The sequence below is a fragment of the Citrobacter sp. CK188 genome (genome assembly GCF_030333525.1).
In the GTDB taxonomy this organism is placed as follows: domain Bacteria; phylum Pseudomonadota; class Gammaproteobacteria; order Enterobacterales; family Enterobacteriaceae; genus Citrobacter_B; species Citrobacter_B koseri.
The window spans coordinates 213,963-234,868 of record NZ_JAOWFU010000038.1; the positions used below are offsets into that span (position 1 = coordinate 213,963).

The 20,906-nt window shown below is 52.4% G+C and carries 22 protein-coding genes; 15 read left to right on the forward strand and 7 right to left on the reverse strand.

The window, feature by feature from the left end; translation table 11 throughout:
• Positions 1–96: 96 nt before the first annotated feature.
• Positions 97–885 (reverse strand): deaminated glutathione amidase, encoded by a 789-nt coding sequence (locus OGV67_RS21525; RefSeq protein ID WP_115614973.1) that lies wholly within the window; start codon positions 883–885, stop codon positions 97–99.
• A gap of 91 nt (positions 886–976) precedes the next feature.
• Between OGV67_RS21525 and crcB the strand changes: the two genes are divergently transcribed.
• On the forward strand, positions 977–1,360 hold the full coding sequence (gene crcB / locus OGV67_RS21530; RefSeq protein WP_024130549.1) for a fluoride efflux transporter CrcB: 384 nt from the start codon (positions 977–979) through the stop codon (positions 1,358–1,360).
• Positions 1,361–1,414: 54 nt separating this feature from the next.
• On the opposite strand, the gene cspE is transcribed toward crcB, so the two are convergent.
• Together cspE and pagP are read right to left on the reverse strand one after the other, a co-directional pair.
• A complete protein-coding gene (gene cspE, locus OGV67_RS21535; protein WP_000034825.1) occupies positions 1,415–1,624 on the reverse strand; it encodes a transcription antiterminator/RNA stability regulator CspE in 210 nt (69 codons plus the stop codon).
• A gap of 187 nt (positions 1,625–1,811) precedes the next feature.
• The gene (gene pagP, locus OGV67_RS21540) at positions 1,812–2,375 is read right to left on the reverse strand and encodes a lipid IV(A) palmitoyltransferase PagP (protein ID WP_012133363.1); all 564 of its coding nucleotides are present in this window, start codon (positions 2,373–2,375) and stop codon (positions 1,812–1,814) included.
• 459 nt (positions 2,376–2,834) lie between these two features.
• On the opposite strand from pagP, the gene dcuC reads away from it, so the two are divergent.
• A complete protein-coding gene (dcuC, locus tag OGV67_RS21545) occupies positions 2,835–4,220 on the forward strand; it encodes an anaerobic C4-dicarboxylate transporter DcuC (RefSeq protein WP_012133365.1) in 1,386 nt (461 codons plus the stop codon).
• A 116-nt stretch (positions 4,221–4,336) separates the two neighbouring features.
• Here dcuC and dpiA read toward each other — a convergent pair whose 3' ends face one another.
• Both dpiA and dpiB read right to left on the reverse strand, forming a co-directional pair.
• Positions 4,337–5,014: a two-component response regulator DpiA gene (gene dpiA / locus OGV67_RS21550; RefSeq protein WP_012133367.1), complete on the reverse strand. Its 678-nt coding sequence runs from the start codon at positions 5,012–5,014 to the stop codon at positions 4,337–4,339.
• Entirely contained in the window at positions 4,983–6,644 is a 1,662-nt protein-coding gene (gene dpiB, locus OGV67_RS21555; protein ID WP_012133368.1) for a sensor histidine kinase DpiB, read from the reverse strand. The genes dpiA and dpiB overlap by 32 nt, the downstream gene beginning before the upstream one ends.
• Positions 6,645–7,030: 386 nt before the next feature.
• Here dpiB and citC point away from each other — a divergent pair, with 386 nt between their 5' ends.
• The 11 genes from citC (at position 7,031) to uspG (ending at position 16,118) form a co-directional block, all read left to right on the forward strand.
• The gene (citC, locus tag OGV67_RS21560; protein ID WP_012133369.1) at positions 7,031–8,107 is read left to right on the forward strand and encodes a [citrate (pro-3S)-lyase] ligase; all 1,077 of its coding nucleotides are present in this window, start codon (positions 7,031–7,033) and stop codon (positions 8,105–8,107) included.
• Positions 8,104–8,400, forward strand: a complete 297-nt coding sequence (gene citD, locus OGV67_RS21565; RefSeq protein ID WP_012133370.1) for a citrate lyase acyl carrier protein — start codon at positions 8,104–8,106, stop codon at positions 8,398–8,400. The genes citC and citD overlap by 4 nt, the downstream gene beginning before the upstream one ends.
• Positions 8,397–9,305: an aldolase/citrate lyase family protein gene (locus OGV67_RS21570; RefSeq protein WP_024130551.1), complete on the forward strand. Its 909-nt coding sequence runs from the start codon at positions 8,397–8,399 to the stop codon at positions 9,303–9,305. Before citD ends, OGV67_RS21570 begins: the two co-directional genes overlap by 4 nt.
• 9 nt (positions 9,306–9,314) lie before the next feature.
• Positions 9,315–10,847 carry a citrate lyase subunit alpha gene (citF, locus tag OGV67_RS21575; RefSeq protein WP_012133372.1) on the forward strand — a complete coding sequence of 511 codons (1,533 nt, stop codon included), beginning with the start codon at positions 9,315–9,317 and terminating at the stop codon, positions 10,845–10,847.
• A gap of 3 nt (positions 10,848–10,850) precedes the next feature.
• Positions 10,851–11,402 (forward strand): citrate lyase holo-[acyl-carrier protein] synthase, encoded by a 552-nt coding sequence (citX, locus tag OGV67_RS21580; RefSeq protein WP_115614974.1) that lies wholly within the window; start codon positions 10,851–10,853, stop codon positions 11,400–11,402.
• On the forward strand, positions 11,374–12,282 hold the full coding sequence (gene citG, locus OGV67_RS21585; protein WP_115614975.1) for a triphosphoribosyl-dephospho-CoA synthase CitG: 909 nt from the start codon (positions 11,374–11,376) through the stop codon (positions 12,280–12,282). The genes citX and citG overlap by 29 nt, the downstream gene beginning before the upstream one ends.
• Positions 12,283–12,306: 24 nt before the next feature.
• On the forward strand, positions 12,307–13,770 hold the full coding sequence (citT, locus tag OGV67_RS21590; RefSeq protein ID WP_012133375.1) for a citrate/succinate antiporter CitT: 1,464 nt from the start codon (positions 12,307–12,309) through the stop codon (positions 13,768–13,770).
• Between the two features lie 128 nt (positions 13,771–13,898).
• Positions 13,899–14,705, forward strand: coding sequence for a ribonuclease I (rna, locus tag OGV67_RS21595; protein WP_012133376.1), 807 nt, complete (start codon positions 13,899–13,901; stop codon positions 14,703–14,705).
• A gap of 218 nt (positions 14,706–14,923) precedes the next feature.
• Positions 14,924–15,334, forward strand: a complete 411-nt coding sequence (gene rnk / locus OGV67_RS21600) for a nucleoside diphosphate kinase regulator (protein WP_012133377.1) — start codon at positions 14,924–14,926, stop codon at positions 15,332–15,334.
• A 137-nt stretch (positions 15,335–15,471) separates the two neighbouring features.
• Positions 15,472–15,561 (forward strand): small membrane protein YldA, encoded by a 90-nt coding sequence (yldA, locus tag OGV67_RS21605; protein WP_275148965.1) that lies wholly within the window; start codon positions 15,472–15,474, stop codon positions 15,559–15,561.
• Positions 15,562–15,689: 128 nt separating this feature from the next.
• Complete coding sequence (uspG, locus tag OGV67_RS21610) at positions 15,690–16,118, forward strand: universal stress protein UspG (protein WP_024130553.1); 429 nt, start codon at positions 15,690–15,692, stop codon at positions 16,116–16,118.
• 76 nt (positions 16,119–16,194) lie between these two features.
• Here uspG and ahpF read toward each other — a convergent pair whose 3' ends face one another.
• Positions 16,195–17,760 carry an alkyl hydroperoxide reductase subunit F gene (gene ahpF / locus OGV67_RS21615; RefSeq protein ID WP_012133379.1) on the reverse strand — a complete coding sequence of 522 codons (1,566 nt, stop codon included), beginning with the start codon at positions 17,758–17,760 and terminating at the stop codon, positions 16,195–16,197.
• A gap of 239 nt (positions 17,761–17,999) precedes the next feature.
• Positions 18,000–18,563 carry an alkyl hydroperoxide reductase subunit C gene (gene ahpC, locus OGV67_RS21620; RefSeq protein ID WP_012133381.1) on the reverse strand — a complete coding sequence of 188 codons (564 nt, stop codon included), beginning with the start codon at positions 18,561–18,563 and terminating at the stop codon, positions 18,000–18,002.
• 374 nt (positions 18,564–18,937) lie between these two features.
• On the opposite strand from ahpC, the gene dsbG reads away from it, so the two are divergent.
• Together dsbG and citR are read left to right on the forward strand one after the other, a co-directional pair.
• On the forward strand, positions 18,938–19,684 hold the full coding sequence (gene dsbG, locus OGV67_RS21625) for a thiol:disulfide interchange protein DsbG (RefSeq protein ID WP_047458212.1): 747 nt from the start codon (positions 18,938–18,940) through the stop codon (positions 19,682–19,684).
• A 213-nt stretch (positions 19,685–19,897) separates the two neighbouring features.
• Positions 19,898–20,800: a DNA-binding transcriptional repressor CitR gene (gene citR, locus OGV67_RS21630; RefSeq protein WP_049011612.1), complete on the forward strand. Its 903-nt coding sequence runs from the start codon at positions 19,898–19,900 to the stop codon at positions 20,798–20,800.
• Positions 20,801–20,906: the final 106 nt, after the last annotated feature.

Consider the following 20,906-nt stretch of genomic DNA (forward strand, 5'->3'; position numbering starts at 1 on the left):
ACGCGCCATATTAACCTGAGAATATTAACGGTCATTCGACGCGCGCACACAATAGCAATCTGTAACAAGGTGAATCAAGCTTAGTTTAAAAAAACATCATAATAATTGCGGTGGCGCAAAACGACGGTTACGTAAAACGGGAAGTTGCGCCCGAACTTGCCTGACGCGCTCGGCGGAGACCTCGGCCATAATCAGCGCCGGAGTCTCTGCCGCAGCGGCTACTGTGACGCCAAACGGATCGACGATTCGGCTTTGACCGATATTTTTGTTGCCGCACTCCCCTGCGGCAACGATATAGCAGGTTGAATCCAGCGCTCTTGCCGCCAGTAAGGTCGCCCAGTGATGCTCTTTCAGCGCCCCTCTTACCCAGGCGGCAGGCAGCACCAGAATGTCAGCCCCCTGCAAAGCCAGCGCCAGTGCCAGCTCCGGGAAGCGCAGGTCATAGCAGGTCATTAACCCGACTTTGATCCCCTCAACATCCAGCAGCGGGGCAATGGTGTCGCCGGCATCAACGCTGCGGGACTCCTGAATCGAAAAGGCATCGTACAAATGCAGCTTGGCGTAATGCGCAACAATCTTTCCCCCGCACAACGCAACCTGCATGTTGAATGCCCGCCCCGGCGTTGAAGGAACATGAATCGTCAGGATTGTCGTCATCGTATTGTGCGCGCTCTCACGCAGTAAGCAGAGCAAAAATCCGCCCTCCAGTAGCTGCGCGGACTTAACCGACAGATCGGGATCGCGATCGTCGCGAGCCAGCAGCGCCTCAGGCAACACCAGTAAGGAAACGCCATTTTCTGCCGCCTGAGACATTAACGAAACGCATGTTTCGGCGTTCTTTTCCCAGACCGACGCCACGGCAAATTGTCCTGCTGCAACGAGCATACTCCCCTCCGACCAGATTCGTTAAACTCGCCAAAGATGTTTATTCGGCGTTACACTCATCCCATATACAATCAAATAGCAGGAATATTCAGTGTTACAACTCCTTTTAGCAGTTTTTATTGGCGGTGGTACAGGAAGCGTAGCGAGATGGATGTTGAGTATGCGGTTTAATCCGCTTCATCAGTCCATTCCGTTCGGCACCCTGACGGCGAATTTGATCGGCGCCTTCATCATCGGTATGGGCTTCGCCTTATTTAGTCGCATGACGAATATTGATCCGATGTGGAAGGTGTTGATTACCACCGGTTTTTGCGGCGGCCTGACCACGTTTTCCACCTTCTCAGCGGAAGTTGTTTTTTTGCTCCAGGATGGGCGTTTTGGCTGGGCGATGGTGAATATACTGGTCAACCTGCTCGGGTCATTTGCCATGACCGCGCTTGCGTTTTGGCTGTTTTCAGCATCCACCGCGCATTAAGGGCATAAAAAAACCCGCCAGTTGGCGGGTTTTGGAATTCTTGCTGTCGTATGCTTACAGAGCGATTACGTTAGCAGCAGAAGGGCCTTTGGCACCGTTAGTGATTTCGAACTCTACGCGCTGACCTTCAGCCAGAGTTTTAAAACCATTAGTCTGGATTGCAGAGAAGTGTACGAACACGTCTTTGCTGCCATCTTCCGGAGTAATGAAACCGAATCCTTTGGATTCATTAAACCACTTAACGTTACCTTTAATCTTAGACATCAAAATTACCTTTACATGAAAAATAGACACAAATGCTGTGTCGGGTACCAGTACATCAATTGTGGTGCATTTTGTCCAGTCCAACTTTGCCAAAAAGTGATAAATATCGCGTTATTTTTTAGATTTTTTGTATTACCTATTGTTTTATAACGCTATTTTATATACCACTAACAAGGCATATCACTCATCAAAACTGGAAACGCATCCAGGCAAAGTAGACGTTACCGTTGTTATACGTACCGGGGATGTAGGTCATCTGGAACGTTGCCGGACCGTAGCCTATCGAGGCTAACGGCAACAGAACCGGCACCGGAATGTACTTCCAGTTATCACGCGCCGTTGCGCCAGCGGTAAATCCCAGCCCCATGTGGAAGTTTTCATCTGCCAGAGGTCGCCAGGTTTTTTCCCAACCGTAACCGCCGATAGGCTCCCACTTATTGAAGGAGTCTTTAAACGCCATGATGTAAAGCCCATGCCAGTTGCCTTTATCATCCCAGCGTGACTGACCAAACCCTGCCCCCCACGGGCGCTCATTGTAGCGATCCGTTTTTTCTTTATCGTAGGCAAACCGCGCATGCCAGGTAATGGCCGGCACGTACAAATCATAATGCTCGGGTTGTTGCCAGGTTTCCGACACATTATCTTTCAGCGTATCAAACCAGCCTTTATCTGCTGAAAAGGCCTGGGGCAGAAGGGCGAATTGCACAAAGAGAAATGAAAGAACAAGAAAATATTTTTTAGCGACAATCACAACTTAATTACCATCCTGGAGTTCAATACCGATCGTAGCAAAACGAACCTGAATGGAATCTTAACAAAAAACAGGTAACGAAAAATCAGAAAACTCCCCTTTGCAATAACGAACCCGCTTATTTCCCGTTTATTTCATACGGATCATCGCCGTTTACTGAAACTTTTTATCATCAGGAAAGGGAATCTGGCCTGTTATAATTCTGTACACCACCCCATCATTAACATTACATTTCCATAAAAATAACAAATACAAAACAAATACGTTTCTACGTAAATTTTTCACCTGAGAGATTTCATATTCGTTGCCTGCATGAAAAAATAACAACACAGGACGTTTAATCCGTCCTTTTCTTGATTTTAATCAGCAAGGGGAAGCGGTTTATTCGGCACATTTTCACACCACTTTCTGTTCCTTTTTTATTCTTACTTTCTGGGCGTCCAGGCGACAGGGGAAACAATGCTAACGTTTATTGAACTCCTTATTGGGGTTATGGTTATTGTGGGTGTAGCGCGCTACATCATTAAAGGTTATTCAGCAACCGGCGTGCTCTTTGTGGGCGGCCTGGTGCTGCTGATTATCAGCGCGTTAATGGGGCATAAAGTCCTGCCCGCCAGTGAAACCAGTACCGGCTATACCGCGACGGACATCGTTGAATACATTAAGATTCTGTTGATGAGCCGTGGTGGCGACCTCGGTATGATGATCATGATGCTGTGCGGTTTCGCCGCCTACATGACGCATATCGGCGCAAACGACATGGTTGTAAAACTGGCCTCCAAACCGCTGCAATACATTAACTCACCTTACCTGCTGATGATCGCCGCCTATTTTGTCGCCTGCCTGATGTCGCTGGCGGTCTCTTCGGCAACAGGGCTTGGCGTATTGTTGATGGCAACGCTCTTCCCGGTGATGGTTAACGTCGGGATCAGCCGTGGCGCTGCCGCCGCCATCTGCGCTTCCCCCGCAGCGATCATCCTTTCTCCGACCTCGGGCGACGTGGTTCTGGCGGCAAAAGCGGCTGAGATGCCGTTGATTGATTTTGCCTTTAAAACGACCCTGCCGATCTCCATTGCCGCCATTATCGGTATGGCGATTGCCCACTTTTTCTGGCAGCGTTATCTGGATAAAAAAGAGAACATCTCCCATGAAATGCTGGATGTAAACGAAATTACCACCACCGCCCCGGCGTTTTACGCCATTCTGCCATTCACACCGATTATCGGCGTTCTGGTTTTTGATGGTAAATGGGGTCCGCAGCTGCACATTATTACTATTCTCGTCATCTGTATGCTGCTCGCTGCCGTGCTGGAGTTCATTCGCGGATTCAATACACAGAAAGTCTTTTCCGGTCTGGAAGTCGCGTACCGCGGGATGGCTGACGCGTTTGCGGGCGTGGTGATGCTGCTGGTCGCAGCCGGGGTATTCGCTCAGGGGCTGAGCACTATCGGTTTCATCCAGAGTCTGATCTCTATCGCCACCTCGTTTGGCTCCGCCAGTATTATCCTCATGCTGGTACTGGTGATCCTGACCATGCTCGCGGCAATGACCACCGGTTCCGGTAACGCGCCTTTCTATGCCTTTGTCGAAATGATTCCCAAACTGGCGCACTCTTCCGGTATTAACCCGGCTTACCTGTCCATTCCGATGTTGCAGGCTTCAAATCTGGGGCGCACGATCTCCCCGGTCTCTGGCGTCGTCGTTGCGGTGGCAGGGATGGCGAAGATTTCGCCGTTTGAAGTGGTGAAGCGTACTTCCGTTCCGGTTATGGTCGGGCTGCTGGTTGTCATTATTGCAACTGAAGTGATGGTGCCAGGCACTTCTTCCGCTGTGGCGGGTGGTTAAGCGAATTAATTTGTAGACGATTCGCCGGATGGCGGCGTAACGCCTTATCCGGCCTACAAATCTTACCCGTAGGCCCGGTAAGCATAGCGCCACCGGGCGATTGGCCAATCCCGAATTCAACCGTGGTAAATACGCTGCGGCCTGCCCACTTTTCCGTGAATAATCTCGGCAATAATCAAATGCTGACTGGCGCAATACTCCAGATACCGCCGGGATGTGGTACGGCTGATCGTCAACGCCTGCGCCACCGTCTCAGCCGTATGGCGCGTCGCTGGGTCGCTAAACAGCTTCAGCACGGCATTCAGCGTCAGAGCATCAATCCCGGTCGGCAAATCACCTTTTGGCTCCCCTCGCGCATAGGCATTAAACATCTCGTCAATCTGCCGTTGGCTGGCGCTATCGTTACCCGCCAGCATACGCCGGCGTTGCTGATACCGCGTAAGCGTCTGCCCCAGACGCTCATAGGCAATCGGCTTCACCAGATAATCAAACGCCCCCCAGCGCACCGCTTCGGAGACGGTTTCCATATCACTGGCGGCCGTGGTAAACACGATTCCGCCGGGATAGCGCGCCTGCATCAGTTCATGCAGCAACGTGATGCCCTTCCCATCCGGCAGATAGTTATCCAACAGAATAAGCCCGGGTTTAAAACGTTCGATCATCATACGGGCCTGCGCCAGATTGCCCGCCAGCCATATCTGGCTGAAACCGGGAATATGGCGGATATATTCCGCATGCATTTCCGCCAGCAGCGTTTCATCCTCAACGATCAATAGGGTTAATGGTTCCGTCATCGTTTTTTTTCACTTTCGGAAGAAATAGAGAAAACAAGGTGCCACAGGGATCATTATCTTCCAGCGTAATCACCCCGCCACAGCGCCCCACATAACTTGCAATCAGATACAGCCCGATGCCATGTTCGCCTGGTTCATCGGTTCGGGTGCTGACACCCTGTTCAAATATTTTTTCGCGCAGAGATTCAGGAACGCCGCATCCCTGATCGGCAACTTCAATCACCACATCGTCCCCTTCGTCGCTCAAATAGAGTTCAACGACGTTATTCCCTTCCCGGGTACGCAAACTGGCTTCAAACGCGTTATCGAGAAGATTGCCGACAATCGCGGCAAATTCGGTGCTATCAAGCCCTTCCGGGAGTCGGTGCAGCTGACTCCCGGGTACGATCGTCATTTTTAGCCCCAGCTCCCGCGCCCGCTGGACTTTGCCGAACAGCAGACCGGCGACCTGGCGATCGGCAAACGCGCTGCGTAGACTATCGATCAGTTGCTGTTGCGCCTGCGACTCGCCCTGCACCATTTCCCTGACCCGATCATACTCTTTCATCTGGAGCAGACCGTTGAGCGTCGACATCCAGTTCAGGTGTTCATGACGCAGCGTTCTCAGGCTCTCCACATACTGTTTTATTTGCGTCAGTTGGGCGTTCAGGGTGGAAATTTCATCCTTGCTGCGAAAGCTGATGATTGCCCCCAGTAATTCATCCCCGGAGCGAATGGCCTCACGATTAGCAATAACGCTCAACCCATTGAAATTCGCCATCACATCCTGGCGCTTTTCCGCTATCTGCTGTGTGAAGAAGTCCGCAGGATTAACAACCGTCTCTATCGACTTACCCAGCCATTGCCGCCCCGGCGAACGCAGCCCCAGCATTTTTCGCGCGTTGCGGTTAATGGCGGTAATGTGCCCTTCCGGGTCGACTGCAATTAATCCTTCATACACTGAACTGAATAATGCCTCCTGCTGGCGCACAACGCGCGCAATCTGCTTTGGCTCCATCCCGAGCATCTGGCGGCGAATGTGGGCGGCGAAAAACCAGGAAAGCAGCATAAGCACCACCAGCAGCAGGACGAATACGCCCGCCATCGGCAGTAAAAAATCCAGTCGCCAGCTGTCAATTTTACTGACCAGATAACCGATGGAAACCACGCCGATCACGTTGCCATTGTCGTCAAATATCGGCGTTTTAGCGCGCATCGCCATACCAATAGACCCCTTGCCGGTGATGAAATAGCTCTCACCGTTCTCCAGCGCGCCGGGTTTCGTGAACTGCATCGGATAACCAATTTTTTCCGGGTTAGGATGGTAGAGGCGAATCGAGTTTTTGTCGCCGATGACCACATAATCAAAATCGGTGTCGCTTTGTAGTTTATCCGCGATGGTCGCCAGCCGCCTGTAATCCCGGTGTTTCACGGCCGTGATGATACTGTCGTTGGAGGCGATAATTTTTGCCTGGTTCATCGCCATATCCCTGACATGCGATGCCAGATAGTCTTCAAAGCTGGCGGAAAAATAGCGGGCTAACGCGGCGATGATGAAAACAGAAACGACCAGAATGAGCAGAAAAATCCGCAGCGGGAACGCGAGTTGACGAAAAAAAAGAAACCGTTTTTTATTTTTTGGGTCGGGCATTGTTATTCCTTCGCTGGCGTAAGCGTCTCATTTCCCGTATATGTAATAAAAATGTTTTAACTTTCTGCTGTGCATTTAATAGCGATCGTTACAGATTCCCCACCTTAAATCAATTAAACAAATAAAACCCACCGCGCAATTTGCTATTAAATTAATTAAAAAACTTAAAACCATTAAACACATAAAAACCATCTAAGTGTTTGTGAAATAAATCAAAATTTACCACCAAAATACCCCTTACGATGTAGGCAACAGAGAGAAAAAGAAATACGTCGTAATAAAAACAACGACCGCTCTAATTGAAAACAAAACGTTATCAGGTTGCAACGACACACAACATACGCAAAAAACTGGCAACAAAATATATCATCAGGACGCTCAATACTATGTTCGGTAATAATGTATTCACGCAAGTGAAACGCTCAGAAAATAAAAAGATGGCGGTTATCACGCAATTTCTGAAAGAGAATGATTTAAGCGTAGATACCACCGTCGAAGTTTTTATTACCGTTACGCGCGATGATCGTCTTATTGCCTGCGGCGGTATTGCCGGAAATATCATTAAATGCGTTGCTATCTGCCAATCCGTGCGCGGCGAAGGGCTGGCGCTGACGCTGGCTACAGAGTTAATCAACCTCGCCTACGAAAGGCACTGTACGCACCTCTTCATCTACACCAAAACAGAATACGAAGCGCTCTTTAAACAGTGCGGCTTCTCAACGCTGGCTGATGTGCCTGGCGTGATGGTGCTCATGGAAAACAGCAATACGCGCCTGAAACGCTACGCTGAATCCTTAACGAAACTGCGTCATGACGGGAAAAAAATCGGCTGTATCGTCATGAACGCCAACCCCTTCACAAACGGGCATCGCTACCTGATCCAACAGGCCGCCGCACAGTGCGACTGGCTGCACCTGTTCCTGGTAAAAGAGGATACGTCGCGTTTTCCGTACGAGGACAGGTTTGATCTGGTGATCAAAGGAACAACGGATATTCCACGCCTGACTGTGCATCGCGGTTCCGAGTACATCATCTCGCGTGCGACCTTTCCGTGCTACTTCATCAAAGAACAAAGCGTCATTAACCACTGTTACACCGAAATCGACCTGAAGATTTTCCGCCAGTACCTGGCGCCAGCATTGGGTGTAACACACCGTTTTGTCGGCACGGAACCGTTTTGCACCGTCACCTCCCAGTACAACCACGATATGCGCTACTGGCTGGAGACGCCAACGCTTCCCGCCCCGCCCATCGAGCTGGTGGAAATTGAGCGGCTGTGTTTCCAGGAGATGCCAATTTCCGCCTCCTGGGTACGCAAGCTGCTGGTTAAAAAAGATCTCACGGCTATCGCACCGCTGGTTCCCAACCCCACTCTGCACTATCTGCAAGGCATGGTTGAACGTAACCCGTCCAGCGCGGTAGTCCGCCAAAAGACCCCCGCATTAGAAACAGGTGAAAAATGAAAATAGACCAGGCTGCCGTCGCTGGCACACTTGAGTCCGGTGATGTGATGATTCGCATTGCTCCACTCGACACGCAGGATATTGACCTGCAAATCAACAGCAGCGTTGAAAAACAGTTTGGCGACGCCATTCGCGCCACCATTCTGGATGTGCTTGCCCGTTATAACGTCCGCGGTGTGCAACTAAATGTTGATGACAAAGGCGCGCTGGACTGCATTTTGCGTGCGCGGCTGGAAGCGTTACTGGCTCGCGCCAGCGGCATCCCCGCTCTGCCGTGGGAGGATCGCCAATGATTTCCGCCTCTCTGCAACAACGTAAATCCCGCACCCGCCGCAGCATGCTGTTCGTCCCCGGCGCAAATGCCGCGATGGTCAGCAACTCGTTTATCTACCCGGCCGATGCGCTGATGTTCGACCTGGAAGATTCCGTCGCACTACGTGAAAAAGATACCGCTCGCCGTCTGGTATATCACGCCCTGCAACACCCGCTGTACCGTGATGTGGAAACCATTGTCCGCGTTAATGCGCTGGATTCCGAATGGGGCATTAACGACCTTGAAGCGGTGGTTCGCGGCGGCGCTGACGTTGTCCGTTTGCCGAAAACCGACACCGCTCAGGATGTTACCGACATCGAGAAAGAGATCCTTCGCATTGAGCAAACCTGCGGCCGTGAACCCGGCAGCACCGGGCTGCTGGCCGCAATCGAGTCGCCGCTGGGCATTACCCGCGCCGTTGAAATCGCCCACGCCTCCGAACGTCTCATCGGGATCGCGCTGGGGGCGGAAGACTATGTGCGCAATCTGCGTACCGAACGTTCCCCGGAAGGCACCGAGCTGCTGTTTGCCCGCTGCTCCATTTTACAGGCGGCACGCTCCGCAGGCATTCAGGCGTTCGATACCGTCTATTCCGATGCCAATAACGAAGCGGGCTTCCTGCACGAAGCGTCACACATCAAACAGCTGGGTTTTGACGGCAAGTCCCTCATCAACCCACGCCAGATTGAACTGCTGCACAACCTGTATGCCCCGACGCTTAAAGAAGTCGCCCATGCGCGTCTGGTCGTGGAAGCCGCAGAAGCCGCCGCCCGTGAAGGCCGCGGCGTCGTCTCCCTGAACGGCAAAATGGTAGACAGCCCGGTGATTGAACGCGCCCGTCTGGTGCTCTCCCGTGCAGAACTTTCCGGCATTCGCGAAGAATAAGGCAAAAAAATGACGCAGAAAATCGAACAACTTCAACGACAAGAACGGGTAGCGGCCTGGAGTCGCCATGCCGAAAGCGAATTTTCCGCTTTTCAGAGCACTTCGAAACTGAATTTACAGGCGCAAAAACCGCGCGATAAAAAACTGTGCGCCACGCTTGAAGAAGCCATCCGCCGTTCTGGTTTACAGGATGGAATGACCATCTCTTTCCACCACGCTTTCCGTGGCGGCGACCTGACGATCAACCTGGTGATGGACACCATCGCCAGCATGGGCTTTAAAAACCTGACGCTGGCCTCCAGTTCGCTGAGCGATTGCCACGCGCCACTGGTCGGGCATATTCGCCAGGGCGTCGTGAGCCGAATTTACACGTCTGGTCTGCGTGGCCCTCTGGCGGAAGAGATCTCCCGCGGATTGCTGGATGAACCCGTACAAATTCACTCCCACGGCGGTCGCGTCCATCTGGTGCAAAGCGGTGAGCTCAATATCGATGTGGCCTTCCTCGGCGTGCCGTCCTGCGATCCGTTTGGCAACGCCAACGGCTACACCGGTAAAGCCTGCTGCGGTTCGCTGGGCTATGCGAAAGTGGATGCCGAAAACGCCCGCCAGGTTGTTCTGCTGACGGAAGCGCTGCTGCCGTATCCGCATAATCCAGCCAGTATCGCCCAGGACCAGGTGGATCTCATCGTGCAGATCGAACGGGTAGGCGACGCCGACAAAATTGGCGCAGATGCGACCCGTATGACCACCAACCCGCGTGAACTGTTGATTGCCCGCAGCGCGGCAGACGTGATTGCCAACTCAGGCTATTTCCAGGAAGGCTTCTCTCTGCAAACCGGAACCGGCGGAGCCTCTCTGGCGGTAACCCGTTTTCTGGAAGACAAAATGCGCAGCCGCGATATTCACGCGGATTTCGCGCTGGGCGGCATTACCGCCACGATTGTCGACCTGCATGAAAAAGGGCTGATCCGCAAATTGCTGGACGTACAGAGCTTCGACCGTAACGCCGCAGAATCGCTGGCCCGCAACCCGAATCACATCGAAATCAGCGCCAACCAGTATGCCAACTGGGGCTCAAAAGGCGCATCGGTCGATCGTCTGGATGTCGTGGTGCTGAGCGCCCTGGAGGTGGATACCCAGTTCAACGTGAACGTGCTGACCGGTTCCGATGGCGTACTGCGCGGCGCGTCAGGCGGTCACTGCGATACCGCCGTTGCCGCCGCGCTGTCAATCATCGTCGCACCGCTGGTTCGCGGCCGCATCCCGACGCTGGTCGATAACGTGCTCACCTGCGTAACGCCTGGCTCCAGCGTCGACATTCTGGTGACCGACCACGGCATCGCCGTCAACCCGGCGCGCCCGGAGCTGGCGGAACGCCTGAAAGAAGCGGGAATGAAAGTGGTCTCCATTGAATGGCTGCGTGAACGTGCGCAGTTGCTCACCGGCCAACCTCGCGCCATTGAATATACCGATCGCGTCATCGCCGTAGTGCGTTACCGCGACGGTTCGGTCATTGACGTTGTTCATCAGGTGAAGGAATAAGCCATGCACCTGCTCCCTGAACAGGCCACTCGCCATGCGGTTTCCATTCCCGAGCTGCTCGTCAGCCGTGATGAGAGACAAGCGCGGCAACACGCCTGGCTGACGCGCCATCTCACTCCACTGGTCTCCTTTACCGTGGTGGCGCCCGGCCCGATTAAAGACAGCGAGCTTACTCGCCGAATCTTCAATCACGGCGTAACCGCCCTGCTCGCCGTGGCGAAAAAAGCAGGCTGGTCTGTCAGGGAGCAGGCTGCACTGGCCTCAGCCAGTGGGCCGGAAGGGTTCCTCGCCATTGAGGCGCCAGCCCGCGATCTCAAGCTCGCCACGATCGAGCTTGAGCATCAGCATCCGCTGGGACGTTTATGGGATATCGATGTGCTGACGCCGGAAGGCGACATTCTGTCCCGCCGTCATTTTTCGCTTCCTGTCCGCCGCTGCCTGTTGTGCGAGCAAAGCGCCGCTGAATGCGCCCGGGGGAAAACCCACGCGCTTTCCGACTTACTTATTCGCATGGAGGCGCTGCTGCATGATGCCGATTCCAGCCACATCAACTGATTCCGCCGCCATTCCTCAGACGCTGCTTGACGCCTACGCCCTGCTGGCGTGGCGCGCCATGCTGACTGAGGTTAATTTATCTCCCAAGCCGGGTCTGGTCGATCGCATTAACTGCGGCGCGCACAAAGACATGGCGCTGGAAGATTTCCATCGCAGCGCGCTGGCCATTCAGGGCTGGCTGCCGCGTTTTATCGAATATGGCGCGAGCTGCGCGCAGCTACCGTCAGACGATGTACTGAAAGGGCTACGTCCATTAGGTATGGCCTGCGAAGCCGACATGTTTCGCGCCACTGCCGGCGTTAACACGCATAAAGGCAGCATATTTTCCCTGGGACTGCTGTGCGCCGCCATCGGACGCCTGCACCAGCAGCATTCCCCGATCACTCCTGTAAACATCTGCTCGACCGCCGCAACATTTTGCCGGGGTCTGACCGAGCGTGAACTGCGACAGAACAATCAACAACTCACCGCAGGTCAACGCTTGTACCAACAACTGGGGTTAACTGGCGCGCGCGGCGAAGCCGAAGCGGGTTACCCGTTAGTGATCCGCCATGCTTTACCACACTACCGCGCATTGCTGGCGCAGGGGCGCGACCCCGAGCTGGCGCTGCTCGACACCCTGCTGCTGCTGATCTCAATGAACGGCGACACCAACGTCGCATCACGCGGCGGCGCGGAAGGCCTGCGCTGGATGCAACAGCAGGCGACAACATTATTACGGCAAGGAGGCATTCGTTCTCCTGCCGATCTTGAACATCTCCACCGGTTCGATCAGCAGTGCATTGCACGCAACCTCAGCCCAGGCGGCAGCGCCGACTTGCTGATCGTCACCTGGTTTTTAGCACAAATTTCGCAAGTTAATCATTTACATAATTATTGAAAGATCCTTTTCGGAGAATCACTTATGTCTTTATCTAAAGATAATATATGGAAGTTATTGGCCCCATTAGTCGTTATGGGCATCATGTTTTTGATCCCCGTCCCGGACGGCATGCCCCCTCAGGCATGGCACTACTTCGCCGTTTTCGTGGCGATGATCGTCGGGATGATACTGGAGCCGATTCCGGCCACCGCGATCAGTTTTATCGCGGTGACCATTTGCGTTATCGGCAGCAACTATCTGTTATTTGATGCCTCAGAGCTGGCCGACCCGGCCTTTAACGCGGGCAAGCAGGCGCTGAAATGGGGTCTGGCGGGCTTCTCCAGCACCACCGTCTGGCTGGTGTTCGGCGCATTCATTTTCGCGCTGGGCTATGAAGTCACCGGTCTGGGCCGCCGTATTGCGCTCTTCCTGGTGAAATTCATGGGTAAACGCACCCTGACGCTGGGTTATGCCATTGTCATCATCGATATTCTGCTGGCGCCGTTTACGCCGTCCAACACCGCGCGTACCGGCGGTACGGTATTCCCGGTGATCAAGAACCTGCCGCCGCTGTTTAAGTCGTTTCCAAACGATCCTTCCGCGCGCCGCATTGGCGGTTACTTGATGTGGATGATGGTCATCAGTACCAGCCTCAGTTCTTCCATGTTCGTGACCGGCGCGGCGCCTAACGTTCTGGGTCTGGAATTCGTCAGCAAAATTGCCGGTATTCAGATCAGCTGGTTGCAGTGGTTCCTGGGCTTCTTACCGGTAGGGATCATTCTGCTGATCGTCGCACCGTGGCTCTCTTACGTACTCTACAAACCCGAAGTGACCCACAGCGCCGAAGTTGCGGCATGGGCTGGCGAAGAGTTAAAAACGATGGGCACGCTGACCCGCAAAGAGATGACGCTGATCGGTCTGGTGTTGCTCAGCCTCGGACTGTGGGTATTTGGCGGTGAAGTGATTGACGCCACCGCTGTCGGTCTGCTGGCGGTATCCCTGATGCTGGCGCTGCACGTTGTGCCGTGGAAAGACATCACGCGTTATAACAGTGCGTGGAACACCCTTGTTAACCTCGCGACGCTGGTTGTCATGGCCAACGGCTTAACCCGTTCGGGCTTTATCGACTGGTTTGCTACCACAATGAGCGCCCATCTGGAAGGCTTCTCACCTAACGCAACGGTGATTGTGCTGGTACTGGTGTTCTACTTTGCTCACTACCTGTTCGCCAGCCTGTCCGCACATACCGCAACCATGCTGCCGGTCATTCTGGCGATAGGTAAAGGTATTCCAGGCGTTCCGATGGAGCAACTTTGTATTCTGCTGGTGCTGTCCATCGGTATCATGGGCTGCCTGACGCCGTATGCAACAGGGCCGGGGGTCATCATCTACGGCTGCGGCTATGTAAAATCCAAAGATTACTGGCGTCTTGGCGCGATCTTTGGGGTCATCTACATCACCATGCTGCTGGTGGTTGGCTGGCCGATTCTGGCGCTGTGGAACTAAACATCGGCACATAATGCCGGATGACGGCTAACGCGTTATCCCTCTCATGTCAGTCAGATAAACCTGACTGGCTTTTTTTATGGTTAAATAGGTGATATTCAATATTTGTATGAGTTTCAGCATTCATCATGAAATCAACATGGCGTTATGGTTCTCTCCTGGCGGTATTCCTGCTTCCCCTCTTCAACGTTAACGCTGAGCCACTTCAGGCAAAACAGTACGCTGATTTTGACCGCTATGTGCTGGCGCTCTCCTGGCAAACCGGTTTTTGTCAAAGTCAGCATGAGCGCGATCATCGGGAACCCGAAGAGTGCCGTCAGCAGAAAGAGATTCCCAACAAAGCTGATTTTCTGACTGTCCACGGTCTGTGGCCAGGTCTGCCGGGATCGGTTGCCGCGCGTGGCGTGGACGAGCGCCGCTGGATGCGGTTTGGCTGCGCGACTCGTCCGATCCCCAATCTGCCGGAAGCGCGCGCCAGCCGTAAATGCGCCGCGCCTGAAACCGGCCTTTCACTGGAGAGCGCGGCAAAACTCAGCGCGGTCATGCCCGGAGCCGGTGGAAAATCCTGCCTGGAACGTTATGAATACGCCAAACACGGTGCCTGCTTTGGATTTGATCCAGACGTTTATTTCGGCACAATGGTACGGCTGAACCATGAGATAAAACACAGCGCGCTGGGCGATTTTCTGGCCGCAAATTACGGGAAAAGGGTCAGCCGCGCCGCGTTTGACGCCGCCGTTGCCCAAAGCTGGGGGAAAGAAAACGTGAAGGCGGTGAAACTGAGCTGCCACGGGAACCCGGCTTATCTGACAGAAATACAGTTCTCGCTCAACGCCGCCAGGATTAACGATCCGCTTTCCGCTTCCTCGTTTATATCGCAACCCCATCCGGGCAATTGCGGGAAGCGGTTTGTGATTGACAAAGCGGGTTACTGAGGCGGTATACAAACTTGAGAACCATCACGGCTTGCGACTAAAATTTACGCAAAGACAACCGTATTGAGGATTTCCCCGAATGTGAGCTAAATCACTTCAAAGAAGGGGGAAGTCTCAGTATTATCATAAAAGCTAAACCCTCGCCGCCTGACGGTGAGGGTTTTCTTTTGGGATTATTTACCTGCGGCACTCGCAGCATCGACGACATGGAGTAACAAATGTCCAGACCAACTATTATCATCAACGACCTCGACGCCGAACGCATCGACCGCCTGTTGGAGCAGCCTGCGTTTGCTGGTTTACCCATTGCTGACGCATTAAATGCGGAGCTGGATCGCGCCCAGATGTGCTCGCCGGAAGCCATGCCGCACGACGTCGTCACCATGAACAGTCGGGTGAAATTCCGCAATCTCAGCGATGGCGAGATTCGCGTGCGCACGCTGGTGTATCCGGCGAATATGACCGACAGTAATACGCAGCTTTCCGTAATGGCGCCGGTGGGCGCGGCATTGCTGGGCCTGCGCGTCGGCGATACCATTCACTGGGACCTGCCTGGCGGGGCGTCCACTCACCTTGAAGTGCTGGAGCTTGAATATCAGCCTGAAGCAGCGGGCGACTACCTGCGCTAAACCATCTGGATAAGCGTTCACCCGTTTACACAGAGGATGCTCCCTGCATCCTCTTTCCGAAAATCACCCATTCCTCCTGGTTCACCCCCGTTCCCCGTCATCCAGAATTAATCCGTTTCATTGCCGCGAGTACGGTCATGAATGAGGCTCTTTTCATCACGCTGGCATTTCTTATTATGATGGCGATTATCGTCGTGGCCGTGCTTTACCTTGAGCGACACTGGTAGCTTCTGGTCATAAGCATCAATCAGTCGTAAAGAAACGTTGTGATATGAAAAGTGCCGGGCAGATACCAGAAAGAAATATTATTATATGTTTGAATGAATTCAGTATTAGTTAACAGGGAGAAACGGGTATGTATAAGACAATCATTATGCCGGTTGATGTTTTCGAAATGGAACTTAGCGACAAGGCCGTGCGCCACGCAGAGTTTCTGGCGCAACAGGATGGCGTCATTCATCTGTTGCATGTTCTTCCGGGCTCCGCCAGCCTGAGTCTGCACCGCTTTGCCGCCGACGTTCGTCGTTTTGAGGAGCATTTGCAGCACGAAGCGGAGACTCGCCTGCAAACGATGGTGAGTCATTTCAGTATCGACCCTTCCCGGATTAAGCAGCACGTCCGCTTTGGTAACGTGCGGGATGTGGTGAACGAACTGGGCGAAGAGCTGAATGCGGACGTCGTGGTCATTGGCTCCCGCAATCCGTCTATCACCACGCATTTGCTGGGCTCTAACGCCTCCAGCGTTGTCCGCCATGCTACGTTGCCGGTGCTGGTTGTGCGGTAAATCGCACGGTTGTTGCGTAAAAAAAGAGGCTGCCATTGGCAGCCTCTTGCATTGCAGGTGTAGTCTTACTTTCTTTTTATGCCGTCTTACTGCGGATCAGATAATCAAATGCGCTCAGAGAGGCTTTCGCGCCTTCGCCCGTCGCGATGATGATCTGTTTGTAAGGAACCGTGGTGCAGTCGCCTGCGGCGAATACGCCCTTCACGCTGGTTTCGCACCGGCCATCAATGATGATTTCGCCCATACGGTTACGCTCAATCGCGCCTTCCAGCCAGTTGGTGTTTGGCAGCAAGCCAATCTGTACGAAGATCCCGGACAGCGCAACGTTGTGGATGTCGCCGCTTACGCGATCGCGATATTCCAGCCCCGTCACTTTACTGCCGTCGCCTTTCACTTCCGTTGTCTGCGCGTTCAGAATAATGTCGACGTTTTTCAGGCTACGCACTTTATCTTGCAGAACCTGGTCGGCTTTCATTTCTGGCGCAAATTCCAGCAGCGTAACGTGCTCAACGATCCCCGCGAGGTCAATCGCCGCTTCCACGCCGGAGTTCCCTCCGCCGATCACCGCAACGCGTTTGCCTTTAAACAGCGGGCCGTCGCAGTGCGGGCAATAGGTTACGCCTTTCGTGCGGTACTGATCTTCGCCCGGCACGTTCATGTTGCGCCATTTGGCACCGGTGGCAATGATAATGCTGCGGGCTTTCAGCACCGCGCCGGAAGCGGTCTCAATCTGATGCAGGCCCCCTTCCGTTGCCGCCGGAAGCAGTTTGCTCGCGCTCTGGCTGTCGATCACGTCAACATCGTAATCATCAACGTGCGCTTTCAGCGCGCCAGCCAGCTTCTGCCCTTCCGTTTTTGGCACGGAAATATAGTTCTCGATATCAACGGTATCCAGCACCTGACCGCCAAAACGCTCGCCCATCAGACCGGTACGAATGCCTTTACGTGCGGAGTAAACTGCCGCTGCCGCCCCCGCCGGGCCGGAGCCGACAATCAGTACGTCGTAAGCGTCACGCTTATTCAGCTCTTCCGCCGCCCGTTTTTCTGCGCCGGTATCCACTTTGGCGACGATTTCCGTCAGCGTCATACGTCCCTGACCGAATTCGTTACCGTTCAGGTACACAGCCGGAACGCCCATCACATTACGATCGGTGATTTCATTCTGGAATGTGCCGCCGTCAATCGCGGTATGTTTGATACGCGGGTTCAGCACCGCCATCAGGTTCAGCGCCTGTACGACGTCAGGGCAGTTGTGGCAGGAGAGCGAGTAATAAGTTTCAAACTCGAAATCGCCGTCGATATCGCGGATCTGCTCCAGCAGAGACTGCGCCTCTTTCGACGGATGGCCGCCAGTCCACAACAGCGCCAGCACCAGCGAGGTAAATTCATGCCCCAGCGGAGACCCCGCAAAGCGCGGCCCCTGGTCAGAACCTGGGTTTGCTATCAAGAAAGAAGGCTTGCGCACCGGCAGGCTGTTATCTTCTTTAAATGTGACTTTCTCTGACAGTTCAGCGATTTCAGCCAGCAGTTCCTTGATTTCTGCCGATTTAGCGCTGTCGTCCAGCGTGGCAATCAGCTCAACAGGCCTGGTCAGTTTCTCAAGATACGCTTTGAGCTGAGTTTTCATGTTAGTGTCGAGCATTATTCTTCCCTCTCTAAAAACATCATCATGCAAGTTGCCTTATACCGACAGCCTGAATGCGACTTGCATGATGGTGCTGGAAAAAACGGGTGCGACGCACCCGCTTAAGGATTAATTCGCCAGTATTTCGTGTTACAGGAAGGCGGCAAGCTTATGAATCCCCGGGAGCTTACATCAGTAAGTGACCGGGGTGAGAAAGCGCAGCCAACGCACCTGTAGCGCGAAAGGCGCAGCGAATTTTAGATTTTGCCGACCAGGTCCAGGGACGGAGCCAGAGTCGCTTCGCCTTCTTTCCATTTAGCCGGGCAAACTTCTCCTGGGTGAGCAGCAACATACTGAGCCGCTTTGATTTTACGCAGCAGGTCAGATGCGTCACGGCCGATACCTTCAGCGGTAACTTCGATAGCCTGGATGATACCCTGCGGGTCAACAACGAAAGTCGCACGGTCAGCCAGACCTTCGTCTTCACGCATGTTGTCGAAGTTACGGGTCAGGGCGCCAGTCGGGTCACCGATCATCGCATATTTGATTTTTGCGATGGTTTCAGAGCTGCTGTGCCATGCTTTGTGAGTAAAGTGGGTGTCGGTAGAAACAGAGTAAACGTCTACGCCCAGTTTCTGCAATTCATCGTAATGATCTGCTACGTCGCCCAGTTCGGTCGGGCATACGAAAGTGAAGTCAGCCGGGTAGAAGAAGAAGACGCTCCAGCGGCCTTCGGTATCTTTCTCGGTTACTTCGATGAATTCACCGTTTTTGAACGCCTGGTTTTTGAAAGGTTTAATTTTGGTATTAATCAAGGACATCTATACTTCCTCCGTGTTTTCGTTGAGATGTAAAGTAACCAACTTTCCGTGATTGGGCTAATGCGTTTGCATTATCAAATCAATCAGCGATACCTAACAACTCACACAAGACAACGTTGTGAACGTTTAGCGACAAAAAGTAAAAAGGCCCCCTTTACAGGCGGCCCCATTACCTGAACTACCCGTAGGTAACTTCAGCGCCAGTGAAACTGGCTATGTGTTGCGCTCTACATTACCTTAACAAAGGCTGTAACAGCGAAAGGATTACATCACCCTACCAAAGAAAGGGCAATCTTCCGACGGCAGACCTTACCTATGACTGTGATAGGTTTTGCCGTCAATGTTCCTTTTGCACTGATTTTTAAGGAAATATAATGATAAAACGAACATTGCTGCTGACGCTGTTCCCGCTCATCGCCTTTGCTGAAGAACTGCCTGCCCCGGTTAAAGCGGTAGAAAAACAGGGAATTACGATCCTGAAGTCTTTTGACGCCCCCGGCGGAATGAAAGGCTATCTGGGCAAATACCAGGATATGGGCGTGACCATCTACCTCACGCCTGACGGGAAACACGCGATTTCCGGCTACATGTACGACGAAAAAGGCGCAAACCTCAGTAATGCGCTGATAGAAAAAGAGATCTACGCCCCGGTCGGCAGAGAAATGTGGCAGCGGATGGAAAAAGCGTCGTGGATTCTGGACGGCAAAAAAGAGGCGCCGGTGATTCTTTATGTCTTTGCAGACCCTTTCTGCCCTTACTGCAAACAGTTCTGGCAGCAGGCGCGCCCCTGGGTCGAATCCGGCAAAGTACAATTGCGGACGCTACTGGTGGGCGTGATCAAACCCGAAAGCCCGGCAACGGCTGCCGCTATCTTATCCACCCGAGATCCGGCAAAAACCTGGCATGACTATGAAGCGTCAGGCGGTAAACTCAATCTGGCGATCCCTTCACCGCTGCCAGAAGATAAGATGAAAATGCTGAATATTCATCAGAAACTCATGGACGATCTGGGGGCGAACGCAACGCCAGCCATTTACTATATGAATAAAGAAAATATGTTACAGCAGGTCGTCGGGTTACCGGAAAAAGCGCAGCTGGACATTATGATGGGTGAACATTAAACCTAAATTAAAGGGGGGAGATTGTCATTGTTTTTCTGTCAATCTCCTTTTCCATTATAAATCGCTCGCAAAGATATTCTGAGCTATGCTATTTTAGTATTATTGAAAGAGAATTTAAGCTTAGCAAACATCACTATTGTAAAGCATTGGATGTGTTGCATAACTATAACAAATATAGTTATGACAATAGTCACAAAACAGGAAGAAAAAAACATGGCTAATCTCTACGATCTCAAAAAATTCGATCTTAACTTACTGATTATTTTTGAGTGTATCTACCAGAATTTAAGCATTAGTAAAGCGGCGGAAACGCTGTACATCACCCCGTCTGCCGTGAGTCAATCTCTGCAACGATTACGAACTCAATTCAACGATCCTTTATTTATTCGTTCAGGAAAAGGCATCACGCCGACCGTCACCGGTATAAATCTGCATCATCATCTTGAGGAAAACCTCAATAGTCTGGAACAAACAATTAATATTATGCATAGTTCCAGTCTTAAGAAAAAATTTATCATTTACAGTCCACAGCTACTTACTGCAATGAACGTAATAAAGCTGATTAATTTTATTATGGAAGATTCTTCCGTTGAAATTGAGCATCATGATATCCTGATGTCTGCGGAATCAGCAGAAGACCTGCTGGCATACCGCAAGGCGGACATGGTGATCACCACCACGCCGCTGAACAACCATTCGGTTGTCTGTACGCCTTTTAAAACAATCAAAAGCGTACTGGTGTGTCGTGCCGATCACCCCAGAATCAGCGACGCCAGTACATTAGCGCAAATACTCGAAGAACCGTTTACCTCATACCAGGGAGAGGAGCCAGGCGTTAAAGAATACCAGTCGCTGGTCAACTCCCTTCTTGCCAGCCGGAAAATTGGGTTTCGCAGTGACTCGATGGTTGCAATCATTAATACTATTGCTGAAACCAACATAATTGGCATCGTTCCTGAAGTCATATATGACTTCTTTCACTCCACCCTTAAACTGCAACGGGTTAATATTGATCAAGATTTACCTTCAGTTCAGTTATACCTGGTATATAATCGAACGTCACTGAATAACAAAGGTTTTACGAGTATCATTAACAAAATGACGGAAAATAGCTGAAACGAAAACATCCGGGGCCATCGCCGACACAAGCATTCAAAATTAAAATAATTAATATAAAATTAATTTAAGTTTTGGATGCTTTTTTAAACCTTGCACATTCTGT